Raw genomic sequence first — 16,544 nt, 5'->3', positions numbered from 1 at the left:
AGAGAAAAACAGATTTAAGCTAGAAGGGTGCTTAAGGCAACATACGAAAACTCAAAACGGTATATTCAATACACTTGCCTACGGTTTGCTTAAAGGCGAGTGACAGCAGCCTAAAATCTATAGTCTAGATTCTTCGTTGTGCTTCTTTATGAGAGGCTTCGCTCAGAATGGCAAATTATACCTTCTTGGACTTTTCAAACATCCTCTGAAGTTTGAATAGCGTCAGCAAAGGGCGTAGTTTACCGCCGTAGGCATCGCATAATTCAGCAGCCCAACAAACTAACTACACGCAATCGCAAACCCAGTAAATCTCTTCATTTTCACCGCTCACTGATAAATTTGCGTTGCTTTGAGCATGTGGTAGGTAATTATTAACTGAGTCAAAGCGAGAGGATAACTCTGGAGTGTTTCTCCAGTTGTACCAGCAATTTTACCCAGTTCGGGATTACTTTCGCGATCGCAAATACTTCGTAAATGGGGCATATCAGAACAAATAATATGCTCTAGCTTATTCACCTGTTCTAAGGTTGCATGACCATCAACTTCTAAAACATCCACCGGCTTACTCATATCTCTGTCTAGCCCCAGGCGGATTGCTGAGTCAGAATTACCATAGCCAGGGTTGATAATCGGGGTAAAATCTGGGTGGGGAATTGTCGGACGTAGTACCAAACGCACATTTAAATGTCCATTGGTTTCATCAGCTTCCTCAGTGGGTGGGTAGAAACTGATTACTATATCAGACCATTGTCGCTGTGGACGGATAAAATCTGCTGAGTCTGGTTCGCGTTTTTCTAATTCTGCTAGTACCTGTTCAGATGTGTAACCCCGTTTTTGCGTGTCTCGCTTAACTTTCCACGTAGCGCGTAGTGGTTCCGGGGGTGCAAGGTAAACTTTAACGTCGTAAGAATCACGGGCAGCACGAGTAGAATAACCGAGTAATCCCTCAATAATCACAAATTTATTGGGCTTGATATACTGCGGTGGCTCGAATGTGCCGGTTTTATGGCTGTAAACTGGTTTAAGAATTGGCTGTCCTGTGCGTAGCAACGACAGATGTTGCTGCATTATATCTAAGTGGTTGCAGTCCGGGTGGAGAGCGGTGATGCCAATCTCTGCACGCTGTTGGCGATCGTAACGGTGATAATCATCTGTGCATATCAGCGTCACATTTTCTGGGCCGAGTACCTGGGCGATTCCTCGCGTTAGTGTTGTTTTCCCAGCAGCGCTGTCGCCTACAATACCAAGAATTATTGGACGGCTCATCATACCTCCCAGAATACAAGCAAGTTTAGTAATAAAATTTCCCTACAATAGTTTTTATTGTAGAAGGGTTTAGGCAAGTAACTCAAACAAAGGGTTGGTATGCAATATCTCTACATATATAGAATGTGTGTGCAATCGCTTTTGGCACAATAATTACAATCTACATTCCTTTTAGGGCATTGCTGATTTCATATATCAAAATGATTCTGCATGATATTAAAATCCTTGTAGAGACGTTGCAATTGCTAGTCTCTACATCTTCTTTGAGGTTTGGCACGATCTAAAAATATCCTAAGCGATCGCTTTGCCTATCATACCGAGTTGCATTTAAAGATAATTTTGACTTTTAAAAAATCGTCCACGAGTATCAAAGACTCATTCCCAATCCCTAATCTTATGACAACTCAAACACTAGGACTCGAACAAAACCTCTATGGCTACTTACTATCAATCTCTTTGCGAGAACCGGAAATCTTAACCCAACTGAGACAGGAAACAGCCCAGTATCCAATAGGGAGAATGCAGATTGCTCCCGAACAGGGGCAATTTTTGGCGTTATTGGTGCAGTTATTGGGAGCTAAGAAAACTTTGGATATTGGGGTATTTACAGGTTATAGTTCCCTGGTGGTGGCATTGGCATTACCGAGGGACGGTAAAGTGGTAGCCTGTGATGTGAGTGATGAATTTACAACGATCGCTCGGCGCTATTGGCAACAAGCGGGAGTGGCGGATAAAATTCAACTGCACATTGCCCCAGCTTTAGAGACTTTGGATCGGCTACTAGCAACCAAAGAAGCGGAAACCTTTGATTTTGCTTTCATTGATGCAGATAAGAGCAACTATGATGGTTATTATGAGCGATCGCTACAATTACTGCGTCCGGGGGGATTGATTGCGATCGATAATGTCCTCTGGTCAGGTAAGGTTGCCGACCCCCAAGTGCAAGATAATAGAACTAAAAAGATTCGTGCCTTTAATCAAAAGCTGCATCAAGACCAGCGAGTTAGTCTTAGTTTAGTAGCGATCGCAGATGGCTTAACTCTGGCACTGAAGAAGTAATGTCTTTGAATCCCATTTCTCTATTTGTTAGGAACGCAGAAGTGTATTGAATTTTGAATTTTGAATTTTGAATTGTTAATCAGTTGTATATTATTACTAGACCAAAGTGAATAAATGTCTCTACTAACTGTTTAACCTTTAATAATAATATTCGTGGAAGATATTCTGCAAGCAGTAGAAAGAATTTTGCAAGATAAGCCTCTTGCATCAATTCAATGTTTTGTGCTATCTCAATCGTGGTTGGGTAAAACTTACGATGAAATGGCAGAGGTATCAGGCTACCGCAACAATTACATCAAGGAAGTTGGCTCTGAGTTGTGGCAAGACCTTTCCGTTGCACTTGGAAAGAAAATAACGAAAAAAAATTTGCATTTAGCCTTGGAAAAATACCTCCAAGAGAAGATAAACGATCAAGAGAATCAGAGCCAAGAAAAGTTGGGTGAAGAATCTAGCTTAGAAATGGTTTTTCCGGACTTTTCTTCAGCAAGCAAGATTGAATTTCCTAGCGGCCCTGTACCACTGGGTTCTCCTCTGTACATCAACCGCCCTCCCCTGGAAGAACTTGTTTATAACGAGATTTTACACCCTGGTTGCTTAATCCGAATCAAAGCACCTAGAAAAACGGGAAAAAGTTCACTGCTGAACCGGATGATTGCTTATGCTAGAGAGCAAGGTTATCAAATTACATATTTGGACTTTCAAGAAGCTGACGAAGATATTTTTGCTTCTCTGGATAAATTTTTGCGTTGGTTTTGTGTTAATGTCAGTAGGCAATTAAATCTCCTTCCCTGTCTAGATGATTTTTGGGATACGGAAATGGGCAGCAAAGTAAGCTGCAAAATCTATTTTGAAGCATATTTGCTGCAATACATTGAGCAAAGTCCTGTAGTTTTGGCTTTGAATGAAGTCCATCGAGTTTTTGAACATCCGAATATTGCCCAAGACTTTCTGCCAATGCTGCGATTTTGGCACGAACAAGCAAAGCAGGATCAAATCTGGCAAAAACTCCGAATGGTGGTAGTTCACACCACAGAAATTTATATTCCACTCAAGCTAAACCAATCGCCTTTCAATGTTGGGATCACAATTACATTGCCGCCGTTTACCCTGAATCAGGTGCAGAAATTAGCATTAGCTTACGGGCTACATTGGGCAGCAGACTCCGAAGGGGCAAAACGCCTTGTACCCTTACAAACAATGGTAGGGGGACATCCCTATTTGGTGAGTCTGGCGCTTTATCATCTATGTCATGAAGAAATAACATTAGAGGTGTTACTAGAAAGCGCATCTACACAAGTGGGAATTTACAGTCAGCATTTACGAGAACTGTTGAGCTTACTCCAAAAAGAACCAGAATTAATGTCAGCTATGGAAAAGGTAATTGCAACAGATGAAAAAGTGGAGTTAGACGCGATCGCTGCTTACAAGCTAGAAAGTATGGGCTTGGTTCAACTAAACGGCAATCAAGCTCACATAAGGTGTGAGTTATATCGCTTTTATTTTAGTCAACAACTGGGACGCTCAAGGCCATAATAGTTCTGGTAAACTGTTGAAACACAGATAATTAAAATACTTGTTCTCGTTATTAATATGAATTTTATCAATTATCCCGATCCAAATTCATTTATTAAAAACGAGAACGAATTTAAAATTTTAAATAAAATGGACAATTATCGATACCAAGTTGGTGGAACCCTGACAACTGACGCTCCTAGCTATGTTGAGCGCAGAGCAGATGTGGAACTTTACGAAGCCTTGAAGCAGGGAGAATTTTGCTACATCCTGAGCAGTAGGCAAATGGGCAAATCCTCACTTATGGTAAAAACAAAGCATCGCTTTCAACAAGAGGGGTTTAAATGTGCCACCGTTGATATGACTAATATCGGTTGTGATAATATAACTCCAGAGCAATGGTATAAGGGAGTGGTAGGTGATTTATGGTTAGGTTTTAAACTGTTAGGTAAAGTCAATTTAAAAACCTGGTGGCAAGAACAAAAGGATATTTCTTTAGTTCAGAAACTTAGCCGATTTATTTCAGAAATTCTGTTAGCTCAGTTTCCTAACGAAAGACTATTTATTTTTATTGATGAAATTGATAGTATTCTCAGCCTCGATTTCTCTGTTGATGACTTTTTAAGCTTGATTCGCTTTTGTTACAACCAACGTGCAATTGATCCAGAGTATCATCGGATTACATTTGCAATTTTTGGTGTTGCAACACCTTCAGACTTAATTCGATATCGAAATAATACTACGCCGTTTAATATTGGTAAAGCCATCCAAGTAAATGGATTCACCTTTGAAGAAGCTCAACCCTTATCTTTAGGACTAAATATTAAAGATAATCATCCCCAAAAAGTTTTGAAAGAAGTATTAGCTTGGACAGAAGGACAACCATTTCTTACTCAAAAGCTATGTCGCCTACTTGTCAGTTTATCTCAAAATGATGTGAGTAGAAAATTTAAAATTCCCCCTGGTGCAGAAGAATTTTGGATAGAAAATGTGGTGCGATCGCACATCATCGAAAAATGGGAATCACAAGATGAACCGGAGCATTTACGGACAATTCGCGATCGCATCCTGGGAAACGAACAAATTGCCGCCAGATTGCTGGGAATTTATCAACAAATTCTCCAAGGAGTGAAAGTCCCAGCCGACGATAGCCGAGAACAGGTAGAACTGTTGCTATCTGGTTTAGTAATCAAAAAGCAAGGTTTTCTCCAAATTAAAAACCGAATTTATCAAGAAGTTTTCAATTTAGAATGGGTTGGAAAAAAATTAGCTTACTTACGCCCCTACTACGAAACCTTCAATGCATGGATAGCCTCAAAGGAAAAGGATGAATCTCGCCTATTGCGCGGACAAGCCTTAATTGATGCTCAAGCTTGGGCAAATGGTAAAAGCTTGAGCAACTTAGATTATCGATTTTTAGCTGCTAGTGAAGAATTAGATCGGCGAGAAATGCAGCACGCATTAGAAGCCGAACGCGCCAAAGAAATTGAAGCACGACTTGCAGAACAACAAAAAAGGCTGATTCAACAAAAGAAAACTGCTACAATAGTGACACTTTTGCTCGTGGGTATGACAATCAAGCTAGTGATTTCTATAGTGTGGGGAGTGTCGCTTTTACGAAAGATTGATGCTTTAGAATTACAGTTAAAATGTACCCACATAGGGCATCAAGGAAAAGGAATAACTGCAAATTCTCGGTTAGGTAGATGCTGACGAGAGCATCCCAAATGTTTAAAAACATAATATTCAATTTTCTCAATGTTCAAAGTCAAGAGCCGTTAGAGAAAGTGCAGAATAATGGTCATTAAAAAACTTAGGTAGGGACTCAGCTTCAGATTGGCTAACTTTCCGTTGACCATTAACCACTTCCTTAACAATCTTAACAGAGCCAAAAACTTCGACTAAAGCAGTTAGTTCCACATCAAACTTCATGTATCAGGGGTTCCAAAGTAGCCACAGGTTTTGATTTACTCATCGAATAATGATGTTCTTCGTAATTTTCAATCAGAAGAACCAACAATTCAAAAATCGCAGTTTCAGCCTCTGCTAACTCACCAGACATCATCCCCTCTACTGCTGTTAAGGCTCTGTTATACTCCTGCTCTGTTTTAATTGGTTTAGGCTGATACTGAATCAGTAAATCAGTGTAGGTTTGTTGACTAGAACTAGGGGTCATCTTTCCACCTTTCTTTATCATATTCAGGATGGGTAAGAACGTATTTAATAAAAATTGTCTGGCTGGAATATCTAATATCTACAATCAAACGATAGTTATTACCTTTGATGTTAAATACTGTAAAGTTACCAACCGCTTCTGCCTTCGGATATCTTTTCTGAACATCCACCAAATTAGACAAGTTTTTATCTATTGCAAACTTGTACCAGTCATTGAGAGCATCTTCAGAATCAGCGTGTTGAACTTAGAATTCCCGCAATTTCACTTTGCTGATTACGTGCATCCCTAAAGTGATAAATTTGTGCTTATCATAGCATTGATTGAGCCGAACGCCAGGGCAATAGTTGCGCCTACGCACTCCAGAAACGTAGACCTGACCAAAGCTACCGATGATGTAAGTTAAAATCTTGATATCTTCAATAACTACTCACGCAGACAGCCCCGGAAAAAGCGATCGCTATGCTTCAGTACCCTAATCTCGAACAAGCGCTAAAATATCACTTCGGTTACGACAGATTCCGCCCCGGACAACGGCAAATTATCGAAGATGCGCTACAAAATCGAGATTTATTGATTGTGATGCCTACGGGTGGGGGAAAATCTTTGTGTTTTCAGTTACCTGCATTAATTAAAACAGGTTTAACTGTAGTAGTATCGCCATTAATTGCTTTGATGCAAGACCAAGTGGAAGGACTGCGAAACAATAATATTGCTGCCACATTTTTGAATAGTAGTCTGAATCCGTATAAGGTGCGATCGCGGGAAGAAGCTATCCTCAGTGGTAAAGTTAGACTACTTTACGTCGCCCCAGAACGTCTTTTGAGTGAAAGATTTCTCCCCTTTCTCGATTTAGTCAAAGAAAAAATTGGCATTGCGGCTTTTGCCATTGACGAAGCCCACTGCGTCTCTGAGTGGGGACACGACTTCCGCCCAGAATACCGTCAGATGAAATCTCTGCGGAAACGCTATCCTGATGTCCCTACACTCGCCCTCACCGCCACAGCAACCGATCGCGTCCGTGCTGATATTATCCAACAACTAGGGCTAAAGCAACCCAGTATCCACATTGCTAGCTTTAACCGCCAAAACCTTTATTACGAAGTCCGTTCTAAAACCAAGTCTGCGTATGCTGAATTATTAGAACTCGTCCGGGAAAATGAAGGTTCAGCAATTATCTATTGTCTGACACGCAAAAAAGTTGATGAACTCACCTTTAAATTGCAAAATGATAAGATTTCTGCCTTGTCTTATCATGCCGGATTAAGTGATGAAGAACGCAGCAGTAATCAAACTCGATTTATTCGAGATGATGTGCGCGTCATGGTGGCGACAATTGCCTTTGGGATGGGAATTAATAAGCCAGATGTGCGGTTAGTAATTCACTTTGATTTACCGCGTAATTTAGAAAGTTATTATCAAGAATCAGGTAGGGCGGGAAGGGATAGTGAACCTTCACGTTGTACGCTTTTTTTCAGTTTCAGTGATATTAAAACCATTGAATGGAGTATTAACCAAAAAACTGACCCCCAAGAACAGTTGATTGCTAAACAACAACTGCGTCAGGTAATTGACTATGCTGAAGGTACTGTTTGTCGGCGGACAATTCAGCTAGGTTATTTTGGGGAACGTTTTCCTGGTAATTGCGGTAATTGCGATAATTGCCGTCATCCCAAACCAATGCAAGACTGGACAATTGAAGCCATGAAGTTTTTATCTTGTGTGGCGCGTTGTAAAGAAAGATTTGGGATGCTGCACATTATTGATGTGTTGCGGGGGGCAAAAAAAGACAAAATTATCCAGTACGAACACGATAAACTTTCTACCTACGGTATTGGCAAAGATAAAAGTGTAGATGAATGGCGAATGTTAGCGCGATCGCTTTTACATCAAGGCTTGCTAGAACAGACTAGCGATGGTTATTCAGTTTTGAAACTTAACCCCCTCAGTTGGGAAGTGATGCGGCGACAGCGTACAGTTTCCCTTGTTGTTCCCGTAGCACAAAAGGTTACTTGGGAAGAAGGGAGTGAGAAGGCTGTTGAAGCAGAGATATTAATGCAGAGGTTACGATCGCTCCGTAAACAACTTGCTGATGAACAATCTGTACCACCTTACGTTGTCTTTCAGGATTCTACCCTAAAATTGATGGCACAGGTACAACCTACAACACTAACCGAATTTGGTAAACTTTCCGGCGTAGGTAGTCACAAACTTTCTCAATATGGCGATAAATTCCTCACAGAAATTCGCACTTACCGCCAAGAAAAAGGTTTGGTAGATCCACCCCAAGTTAGTTTTACACCCTCAGTTAGCTTACCTTCCGACACAGAAATATTCACATTCCAATTACATAAACAAGGTTTGAGTGTTAATGAAATTGCCAAAAAACGCAACATTCGCCCCACAACAATTATTCGCCATCTGACAGATTTGATTGAGAAAAATCAGCCTGTAGACATAAATCAGTTAGTACCTCTTGAACATCAACAAAAAATTTGGCAAGTTTTAGAAGTGCTTGGTGATATCTCTTTAACGCCAATTAGAGAACAACTCGGTGAAAGCTACACTTTTGATGAAATTCGTTTAGTACGAGGTAAATGGCGGCGCGAAAATCGTAAGTGATAATTAAATCTTATAATTAAAATACAAGCCCAAGATTAAAGGAGCTAGCCGATGAGTCAGGTGCTTAATACAGGAGTACGCTGGACAACTCAGGATGTAGAACTCTTCGCAGAAAATGAAGGGACGCGCTACGAGATAGTTGATGGAGAATTATTTGTGAGTAGGGCATCTCACTTTAAACATCAGCAAACTTGTGGTAGGATTTTCGGACAGCTTAACATTTGGTCAGAGTCTACTGGTTTAGGAGAAGCTGCGATCAACCCAGGCGTTTTGTTTTCAGAATCAGATAATGTAATTCCTGATGTAGTTTGGGGTACTAAAGAAACCTTGGCGCTAACATTGGATGAAGCAGGACATTTAACTGGCGCACCAGATTTAATAGTAGAAGTCTTGTCTCCAACCAAGTCAGACGAAAGACGGGATAAGGAAGCTAAACTTAAACTTTATTCTTCCAGAGGAGTAAAAGAATATTGGATTGCTGATTGGCGATCGCGTAAACTAGAGGTCTACCGACGCGAACAAACTCAACTTAATTTGGTAGCAACTCTATTTAGTAGCGATATTATAATTTCTCCTTTATTGACTGGTTTTAGCTGTACTGTAAACCAGTTTTTTCCTGTATAAATTTTAGGTTTAATGGAAAAACAAATCTCAAGTAACGGATTAACTAAAGTCCAGGTACTGATTATGGCGATCGCATCTGGTGTCTGTGTTGCTAATGTTTATTATAATCAGCCAATCCTCCAAGATATTGCATCATCTTTTCGAGTCAGTGAAGCCGAAGCGGGTAGCATTTCTGTGCTTACGCAAGTTGGTTACGGTTTTGGGCTTTTCTTTTTAATCCCCTTGGGCGATAAAATCAATAAGAAAAAATTAATTCTTTGCTTACTGATAAGTTTATTCTGTTTGTTAATATTCATGACGTTTTCCCAAAACATCATCGAAGTTTGGATATTGAGCATAGCAATTGGGATTGCGACAGTCTCCGCTCAGATTATTCTACCTTTAGCAGCAAGTATAGATAGAGTAACTACAGGGCAAACCGTAGGCAATATTTTTACTGGTATATTGATTGGAGTTTTAGGAGCAAGGGTTTTTAGTGGATATATTGCTGAATGGTTGAGTTGGCGTTATGTATATGGATTTTCGGCAGTAATGATTTTAATTGTTATTGTTTTACTAAATATATATTTGCCTAATGTCGAAAATGAATTTAATGGTTATTATTTGGAATTATTAAAATCAACACTTTACCAATTAAAACGTTTTTCGTTATTAAGAGAAACGTCTTTAATTGGCGGGTTATTGTTTGGTGTGTTTTGCTCATTTTGGACAACGCTGACTTTCCATTTAAGCGGAGCGCCTTTTAATTTTCAATCTGACATAATTGGGATGTATGGCTTTGTGGCGATCGCAGGTGCATTAATGGCACCGATTTTTGGTAAACTAGCCGATCGAGGTAACTCCCAACGTTCCTTGACTATTGCTGTATCGATGGTGATTGCAAGCTTAGTAATTGCTAAAATTGCTTCTAATTCTGCACTGGCGATCGCTGTTGCTGTATTGTTACTAGATGTAGGTGTACAGGCAATCCAAGTCACCAATGTTGCAAGAATATACACTCTTGATGCTCAATCTAATAGTCGCATCAACACAGTTTACATGACTACCTATTTTATCGGCGGTTCTATAGGTACTAGCATTGGTTTATTATGCTGGCATCTTGGTGGCTGGAATTTGGTGACTTGGCAAATGTTAGCTTTTACTTTGCTCGGATTTTTTATTATCGTCAGACCTAAAACAACTACAGCAAGAACAAATAATAAATCATAGACCTCTTGCAAAAGTCCCTAACACCCCTCCCCGATGCTTTGGGGAGGGGTTCTATTTATGCAAGAGGTCTAATCACTAAATTTTCTCCTCATCAAGGCGATATCTATAGAACCGCTATAGTATTTTCTTGACAAGCTTAAATTAATTACTGTAGTATCTGAATTTACATGTAGCTCAGTAAAATAAATAATACAAAATAATCATGAGCAATAAAGTTAGCATTTTGATAGCAGCAGTATTGCTTGCAAATTCTACAGCAGTAAAGCCTTCTAGTGCCACAGAAAAAAATCCTGCTTTGCTTGCTAATAATATTAGCTTTATAGCTTCGGCTGAAATTAAAATAGCACAAGCTATAGAACCTAGAGTTATTAAGCTTCGTCTAGCAGATTCTGGTGTTTCAGTAGGAAGTGTGTTGTCTTGGGGATTTGCTGGTTTGATTCAAAAAAGATCAACTGATTGGGTACGTTTAGAAATAAGTGATAATCAAGTAAAAGTAGTACATACCACAAGAACAACTAATTGGTTAACTCAGGCTTCTAAATGGTGGGATCATCCAGTCAGGAAAATTGCTTTTAAACCAGATTCTTGTAAAATAGATAACGTGTCAAATCAAGGTGGATCAGGTATAGAAACTCAATTACTAGAAATAAAAAAATTATACGATTCTAAACTAATAACTGAGCAACAGTATCAAGAATTGCAGCGTAAAGTTATTAATCAAATAAATACAACACCAAACCAACCTACCACCAGTAATTCTGAATGTGTTCTACTAGGAGAAAATGCCATAGTAAAACTTAAAGATATGACTTTATTAACTAAAGGAGAATTTAAAATTGAATATTTAGAGGGTAATGAATGGAAATATGCAGCTTTTAGAGTACCAGAAAAAGAATATCAGTAGCAACTTGCAAATAATAAATTTTTTCAGATATAAGCGCTATAGCAATTAATAAGATCCCCGACTTCGTAAAAGTTATCGGGGATCTTGTTTCTCAGGAATCATTTAGAGGATAACTATATTTGAGAAGGCGTAAGCCCTCTAGTCGCAGAGCTTCAGGATAGAGAGCTTTGTAAATATTGCAATTTGGAGATTGAATATCATAACGACCTGTAGCCTTAAACGTTGCTAAAGCACAACCACCTGTACACCAATATTTCCACTCACATGTACGACAGCCTTCTTTTTCCTCAACGGACAAATTCTGAATACCTGTTTTATCTTCTCGCACAACAGTTAAAGGATCTTGAGTGTTAACTGAGGTTACAGTTTTATGTAGCTGCATTTGACATTTAGCAATTTGCCCTTTGTAATCAAATACAAGATAACTTTGTCCAACTCCACAAGTTCGTTTATGAGGAGACGATAAATTAGCACGATCAATCAATGAACCTAGCAGACTCCGATTAGGTAATTTCAATTCGATAACTTTGAACGCTGCCAACATTCCCTTAATCATCCGAGATTCTTCTAGTTGCAAGTCCTCGTAAGAAGCTGACAGTTCGTTTTCACGATAGAAATTTAAACTAAAGGGTAGATTATATTCTAATATCCATTCCAGAAGATCGGGCAATCCTTCTGCATTACGCCCACTAACTGTAATGGAAATATCTGGTATAAGACTATTTTGTAAAGCAATCTTAATACCTCGTTCAACATCTTGAAACGATCCCTTTCCTCCTGCATAAGAGCGTTGGATATTATGGAAATTTGATAATCCATCTAGTGAAATCATCAGACGCAGATTCAATGTTTGCAGCATCTCAATAATCTCAGGCGTAATCAATGTTCCATTACTGAGAACAACTCCATCTAAAATAATATCTGTTTTTTTGCTAAGGGATTGAGCATACAAATGGAGATCCTTAATTAAAGGGGAGCATAGTAATGCTTCGCCGCCTGCATACTTCAGTTTGACGCGGCGGTAATGATTTAAACTGGCAGAGCGAAATATAGAATCAATAGCTGCTTTACCTATATCTATTGACATATCTTTTGCTACATGAGGAAGGTAGCAGTAGTCACATCTTAAGTTACAGCGATCGGTAATATGCAACCATACTGTTAAAGTTTCTGGTATTTCATTTAGGTTAAAAGAGCAATTATGCTTAGGTGCTATCAAACGTGCTTGATATAGTTCCTGAATAGCTGTCTGTAAGTCTGTTTGCTCAAGGTGAAGATGCTTTGTTTTAAGGTCATCTAATTTATGTGGATCTGTAAATCGATTTAGTAAATATAATGCTGATTTATTCAAAACTGCTACTTTATGATGAGTACCATAACAGATAGAATAAGTATCATCTAAATTCATAATTTGCGAGTTAGGAACTCTCACAAACTCTGTATTTAACATCTTCAGTGATGAGCGAATATCTGAGCTTAATTCTGCTAAAGAAGAAAAGTCACAGGCACAATCCCCTCCATCACAATCGCATTGCCCAGTTGGTACATAGGTAGAGCTGAGAGAAACTAAAATTTGGGGTCGATCAATTTTTTTACTAAGCATGAGAAGATGGCTGTTTTGTAGCACGTATTCTAGTCAAAAACATTTGTTGATCGCACCATTCCTTAAGAGCTTTATGATCCTTCCACTGAGATTTGAGTTGCTGGATCAAAGTTTTAGAAAGTTCTATAGGCAACCGTTCGATTTTCTTTTGGATTAAATTTAGCTCATGTTGGATCGAATAAGGACCGAAACCTCCATGCTGAAAGATTTTGGGTATTCCTTGAGCATATTTACTAAAAGCAAAATCGTAGTTAGCTTGTTGAAATGCAACATCACCTTCTATGCGTAATATACGACCAAAGTATAGTGTATGAATATTTTGATATGATTGGAAGCGATCGCTAAGTTCTTGTGCATAGTCTGAAATATGCTCGTAGGCTTTTGCATAATAATCAAATTCTGCTTTACCTACCAAGCTATCAATGGCATATCGCATGTCATTGTACTCTAGACTAGTCTGATAAGAGCGATCGTTGAGTTTTAGAGCTTGTTCTTGTAGAGAGCGATCGCACTTTTGAAACCCAAGATGCCAATAGACACTGGCAGTTTGGTGCAAAATTCTAGGTAATTCCTCTTCAAGTCATAGTCATTTCGTAAATCTGAAGATTTTTTCATGGCATTTAGGTATTAAATTAATGGCTTATAACATTAAGTTCGCTTTCTACTTGCTCAAGTTCTTGTAGTATGGTATTGATTTGGCGTTGGATGATATTGCGATCGCTCGCACTAAGTGTATTATTGAGTTGATTGTAAGCTGCCTCATAATCACTACTTAGAACGTCAAAGCGTTGTTGCAAAGTTTTAATTTTGAGTTGTTGGACTCTGCTCTTAATAGCCTGGGTATGTGCATTTGACGAAATCGACAAGGCTATTTCATCCCAGGCTTTGAGCAATACATCCGTAGGAATCATAAAAGCAGTCTTGATATCTTCTCGCCGCTTCTCCGCCGCTACTGCCATACCAACCACTCCTACAAGGGTTTCATCCCATATAGGCGCACCACTAAAACCCGGTTCTACCCTGTAGCCAGTTACCTTACTATCTTCCAATTGCACCCATCCCTTTCCTTGGCCGTCTCGCAACACCCCCGTGGCCCAAACGCCATCATTGTGTCCGTTAGGAAAACCGAATATGCGGAAAGGATGCTCCCAGATATTGCTAGCTCTTATTAGCCTGAGAGGTTGAGCATCTTTAGGCAACTGTCCTTCTATTTGCAACCCGGCAATATCTTCCGGTTCGGAGGTTGATGCATTGCTGACAACGGGTTGCCAAAAAATAACTTTAGCTTTTAGTTGTTGCCCTGATGCAATTAAGGGGAAATCTAAATAAATATCATTACTAGGAGCTTCAACTATATTCTCTGGTAAAGATAGAGCAGATGTAACAACATGAGCGCATGTCAGAATGTAATTTCGAGTCTGCCCAGAGACTAAAAAACCTACGCCAACTACCGTACCATTGGCATGAAAAATCCGGGCGATCGCTGACCTAAAAGTTTGAATATAATTATCTGTACTCGCTACCATACTATGCCTTATCTTGCTTCCATTTCAAGGTAATTTCGTAGTTAGCTTCACCATTTACAGAAGTGAAAATTGCACCCACAGCAGCATTTAACTTAATACCAAACTTAACCTCTACCTCATCGGCAGGTGTATTAAGTTTACTCAGTTTAGTAATAATTTCTGAAGCCACAGGTTGTATTTGGTCTAATACCTCGTCAAATTTCTTTTTAGCTTCAACTACCATTTGTCCTGTGTCTGGTCTGGCAACACGTACAAGAGAATTACTATTTTCTGGCTCATCAACTTCAGCTAAAAACTTTGTGCCATCGTTGAGAGAAAACTCTGTGATTTGTTTCCGATTCATAGTGAAACCTGTTATTTTAACTAATCGTTTAATGCGTTGATCGTCAAAAGAGTTGGCAGAAATTTTTGTAATTCTATTCTCATTCAACGGTTAACTCGTTAAATACTTCTTCAACAATGTAGGTAGGGAAAATTCATGAATTGCCCCTAAGAAGAAAATCTGGGTTTCGGCTATTGTTCGCGTAAGCTTTGTAATATTAGCCCATCAAGTCAAGTTACTTAGTGCTTGAGTGCTTAATATTACAATTGAAGTCCTGACTACAAACTTATTTACCCAGCATAGTTGACTTGACAGCGTACCAGAAGTTTGTGAAGTTTCTGAATAAACTGACCAAATTCTTGCTGCTTGGGCATTACAAGCTGCTTGACTGTCATGTAATAGATATAACAATTGTTATGTCAATTGTTATATTAGTTATATCTGTAGCTTTACTCAATTAGTAATTATACTGACTCAGCTAGAAAATTACTTGATTCTAAGTAAGTAGCCAAGAATAAATTAAATTATATTACGCAATGTCAATTTAATTAAATGTTCTGCTGGTGGTCTGTCAGCCCCTTCTCTGCGAGACGCTACGCGATGTACTCGCAATCATATAGTTAATTTTTTTAATTACCTATTGAACAAAGGAACTGGTAGTATTTATGTTGTCCTTTTTTATGTAAAAGAAGGGCAATAAAATTCAATTTCTCAAAGGAAAATACTCATGTCTTATTTTGCAAAGCTAAGTCGTTCGCCACGTTTAATGACTCTTGCGGCTTGTGGTGCAATCATAGCTACAATTCCTATTAATGCTGCTTTTGCAGCACCCACCGATCCTAGTAGTTATCCAGCTTCCTGTCGGAATATTCGTGTTGCTGGAGCTACCTTAACGGCAAGTTGCCGCAGAATTAATGGCACATATAACTCAACCTCAATCCTAATTCGGGGAATATTTAATGGTAATGGAGTTTTGCTTTATAGTAGTAATCCCAAATCCGCTAGTAGTTATCAAAATTCTTGTCGGCGGATTGGTGTTGCTGGAGCTACCTTAACGGCAAGTTGTCGCAGAATTAATGGCACATACAACTCAACATCAATTCTGATTAAGGGAATATTCAATAAAAATGGAGTTTTGCGCTATTCATAGGTAGACATTAGGCAGAGTTAAAGTCGGTTGTGCTGCCAAAATTTAGGTGAGGTAGTTGATCTACCTCACCTAAATTTTAAAAAAAATAATTTGCTGGCAATTTGTCCATCAATTCGGAGAACAATTAGGACAGAAATTAGGACTAAATTTACAGAATTGGCTCCCTGTCAATACATAAGCTGTACAATAAGGAAAACTGGTAAGTTCAATTTTCGCTGCTTGTAATTTGGAAGCATTCGGCAACGCTTCAGTAAGTTTGGTTTTCTGGGCCAGAAAAAGAGCTAAAAGCTTAGGAAACGCCATGCAAGCAGCAATGTTGAGCAGCGTTAGCAGTATAGCGTCTATTAAATTCATAGGTAATCATCTCCTGTGAAACGTAGGCGACGCCGATAGCGAAGCGTTAGCGAGCGTCATAGCCCGTCGTAGACATCGCTGTTCTTAGCTGCAAACATAATCATTGCTTGCAGTCTATGTAAATTAACTTTAACATAAATTTTTGTAAATATAAACGTGGAATTCCTGGAATTATCATACACAGAGGAGAATGTGGATAATAACGACGGTTATTGTAGCG

General features: G+C 39.0%; 16 protein-coding genes and 1 pseudogene. 8 read left to right on the top strand and 9 right to left on the bottom strand.

The genetic code is table 11. The annotated features are described in order from the left end of the window. Window positions 1-327: 327 nt before the first annotated feature. The gene (locus tag V7K25_RS05670; protein ID WP_335155916.1) at window positions 328-1,266 is read right to left on the bottom strand and encodes a phosphoribulokinase; all 939 of its coding nucleotides are present in this window, start codon (window positions 1,264-1,266) and stop codon (window positions 328-330) included. Between the two features lie 396 nt (window positions 1,267-1,662). Between V7K25_RS05670 and V7K25_RS05665 the strand changes: the two genes are divergently transcribed. The 3 genes from V7K25_RS05665 to V7K25_RS05655 all read left to right on the top strand — a co-directional run bounded on the left by V7K25_RS05665 (window position 1,663) and on the right by V7K25_RS05655 (window position 5,550). Then, a complete protein-coding gene (locus V7K25_RS05665) occupies window positions 1,663-2,325 on the top strand; it encodes a class I SAM-dependent methyltransferase (protein WP_335155861.1) in 663 nt (220 codons plus the stop codon). 153 nt (window positions 2,326-2,478) lie between these two features. After that, window positions 2,479-3,858: an AAA-like domain-containing protein gene (locus V7K25_RS05660; RefSeq protein ID WP_335155859.1), complete on the top strand. Its 1,380-nt coding sequence runs from the start codon at window positions 2,479-2,481 to the stop codon at window positions 3,856-3,858. Between the two features lie 129 nt (window positions 3,859-3,987). After that, window positions 3,988-5,550, top strand: coding sequence for an AAA-like domain-containing protein (locus V7K25_RS05655; RefSeq protein WP_335155857.1), 1,563 nt, complete (start codon window positions 3,988-3,990; stop codon window positions 5,548-5,550). 42 nt (window positions 5,551-5,592) lie between these two features. Here V7K25_RS05655 and V7K25_RS05650 read toward each other — a convergent pair whose 3' ends face one another. The 3 genes and pseudogenes from V7K25_RS05650 to V7K25_RS05640 all read right to left on the bottom strand — a co-directional run. After that, the gene (locus V7K25_RS05650) at window positions 5,593-5,769 is read right to left on the bottom strand and encodes a hypothetical protein (protein ID WP_335155855.1); all 177 of its coding nucleotides are present in this window, start codon (window positions 5,767-5,769) and stop codon (window positions 5,593-5,595) included. After that, on the bottom strand, window positions 5,759-6,013 hold the full coding sequence (locus V7K25_RS05645; protein WP_335155853.1) for a transcriptional regulator: 255 nt from the start codon (window positions 6,011-6,013) through the stop codon (window positions 5,759-5,761). Before V7K25_RS05645 ends, V7K25_RS05650 begins: the two co-directional genes overlap by 11 nt. After that, window positions 6,003-6,227, bottom strand: a pseudogene (locus V7K25_RS05640) (type II toxin-antitoxin system HigB family toxin); the annotation flags it as partial. The gene V7K25_RS05645 and the pseudogene V7K25_RS05640, both read right to left, overlap by 11 nt. 245 nt (window positions 6,228-6,472) lie before the next feature. On the opposite strand from V7K25_RS05640, the gene recQ reads away from it, so the two are divergent. The 4 genes from recQ (at window position 6,473) to V7K25_RS05620 (ending at window position 11,369) form a co-directional block, all read left to right on the top strand. Then, the gene (gene recQ / locus V7K25_RS05635; RefSeq protein WP_335155851.1) at window positions 6,473-8,632 is read left to right on the top strand and encodes a DNA helicase RecQ; all 2,160 of its coding nucleotides are present in this window, start codon (window positions 6,473-6,475) and stop codon (window positions 8,630-8,632) included. 51 nt (window positions 8,633-8,683) lie between these two features. Next, window positions 8,684-9,256 (top strand): Uma2 family endonuclease, encoded by a 573-nt coding sequence (locus V7K25_RS05630; RefSeq protein WP_335155849.1) that lies wholly within the window; start codon window positions 8,684-8,686, stop codon window positions 9,254-9,256. Window positions 9,257-9,268: 12 nt separating this feature from the next. Further along, window positions 9,269-10,465: an MFS transporter gene (locus tag V7K25_RS05625; RefSeq protein WP_335155847.1), complete on the top strand. Its 1,197-nt coding sequence runs from the start codon at window positions 9,269-9,271 to the stop codon at window positions 10,463-10,465. A 202-nt stretch (window positions 10,466-10,667) separates the two neighbouring features. Further along, entirely contained in the window at window positions 10,668-11,369 is a 702-nt protein-coding gene (locus V7K25_RS05620) for a hypothetical protein (RefSeq protein WP_335155845.1), read from the top strand. 91 nt (window positions 11,370-11,460) lie between these two features. Here the strand turns inward: V7K25_RS05620 and V7K25_RS05615 are convergent, their stop codons facing one another. From V7K25_RS05615 to V7K25_RS05600, 4 genes are all read right to left on the bottom strand, one after another. Further along, window positions 11,461-12,972 carry a radical SAM/SPASM domain-containing protein gene (locus V7K25_RS05615; protein ID WP_335155843.1) on the bottom strand — a complete coding sequence of 504 codons (1,512 nt, stop codon included), beginning with the start codon at window positions 12,970-12,972 and terminating at the stop codon, window positions 11,461-11,463. Next, a complete protein-coding gene (locus V7K25_RS05610; protein ID WP_335155841.1) occupies window positions 12,965-13,528 on the bottom strand; it encodes a hypothetical protein in 564 nt (187 codons plus the stop codon). The genes V7K25_RS05615 and V7K25_RS05610 overlap by 8 nt, the downstream gene beginning before the upstream one ends. Before the next feature lie 76 nt (window positions 13,529-13,604). After that, window positions 13,605-14,498: a trypsin-like peptidase domain-containing protein gene (locus V7K25_RS05605; protein ID WP_335155839.1), complete on the bottom strand. Its 894-nt coding sequence runs from the start codon at window positions 14,496-14,498 to the stop codon at window positions 13,605-13,607. Between the two features lies 1 nt (window position 14,499). Further along, a complete protein-coding gene (locus tag V7K25_RS05600) occupies window positions 14,500-14,841 on the bottom strand; it encodes a CU044_2847 family protein (protein ID WP_335155837.1) in 342 nt (113 codons plus the stop codon). Window positions 14,842-15,547: 706 nt separating this feature from the next. Here V7K25_RS05600 and V7K25_RS05595 point away from each other — a divergent pair. Then, a complete protein-coding gene (locus tag V7K25_RS05595) occupies window positions 15,548-15,970 on the top strand; it encodes a CVNH domain-containing protein (RefSeq protein ID WP_335155835.1) in 423 nt (140 codons plus the stop codon). Window positions 15,971-16,078: 108 nt separating this feature from the next. Here V7K25_RS05595 and V7K25_RS05590 read toward each other — a convergent pair whose 3' ends face one another. Next, on the bottom strand, window positions 16,079-16,324 hold the full coding sequence (locus V7K25_RS05590) for a hypothetical protein (protein ID WP_335155833.1): 246 nt from the start codon (window positions 16,322-16,324) through the stop codon (window positions 16,079-16,081). Between the last annotated feature and the right edge of the window lie 220 nt (window positions 16,325-16,544).

Source organism: Nostoc sp., assembly GCF_036919495.1.
Taxonomy (GTDB): Bacteria; Cyanobacteriota; Cyanobacteriia; order Cyanobacteriales; family Nostocaceae; genus Nostoc.
This window is presented reverse-complemented; position numbering and strand designations above follow the sequence as displayed.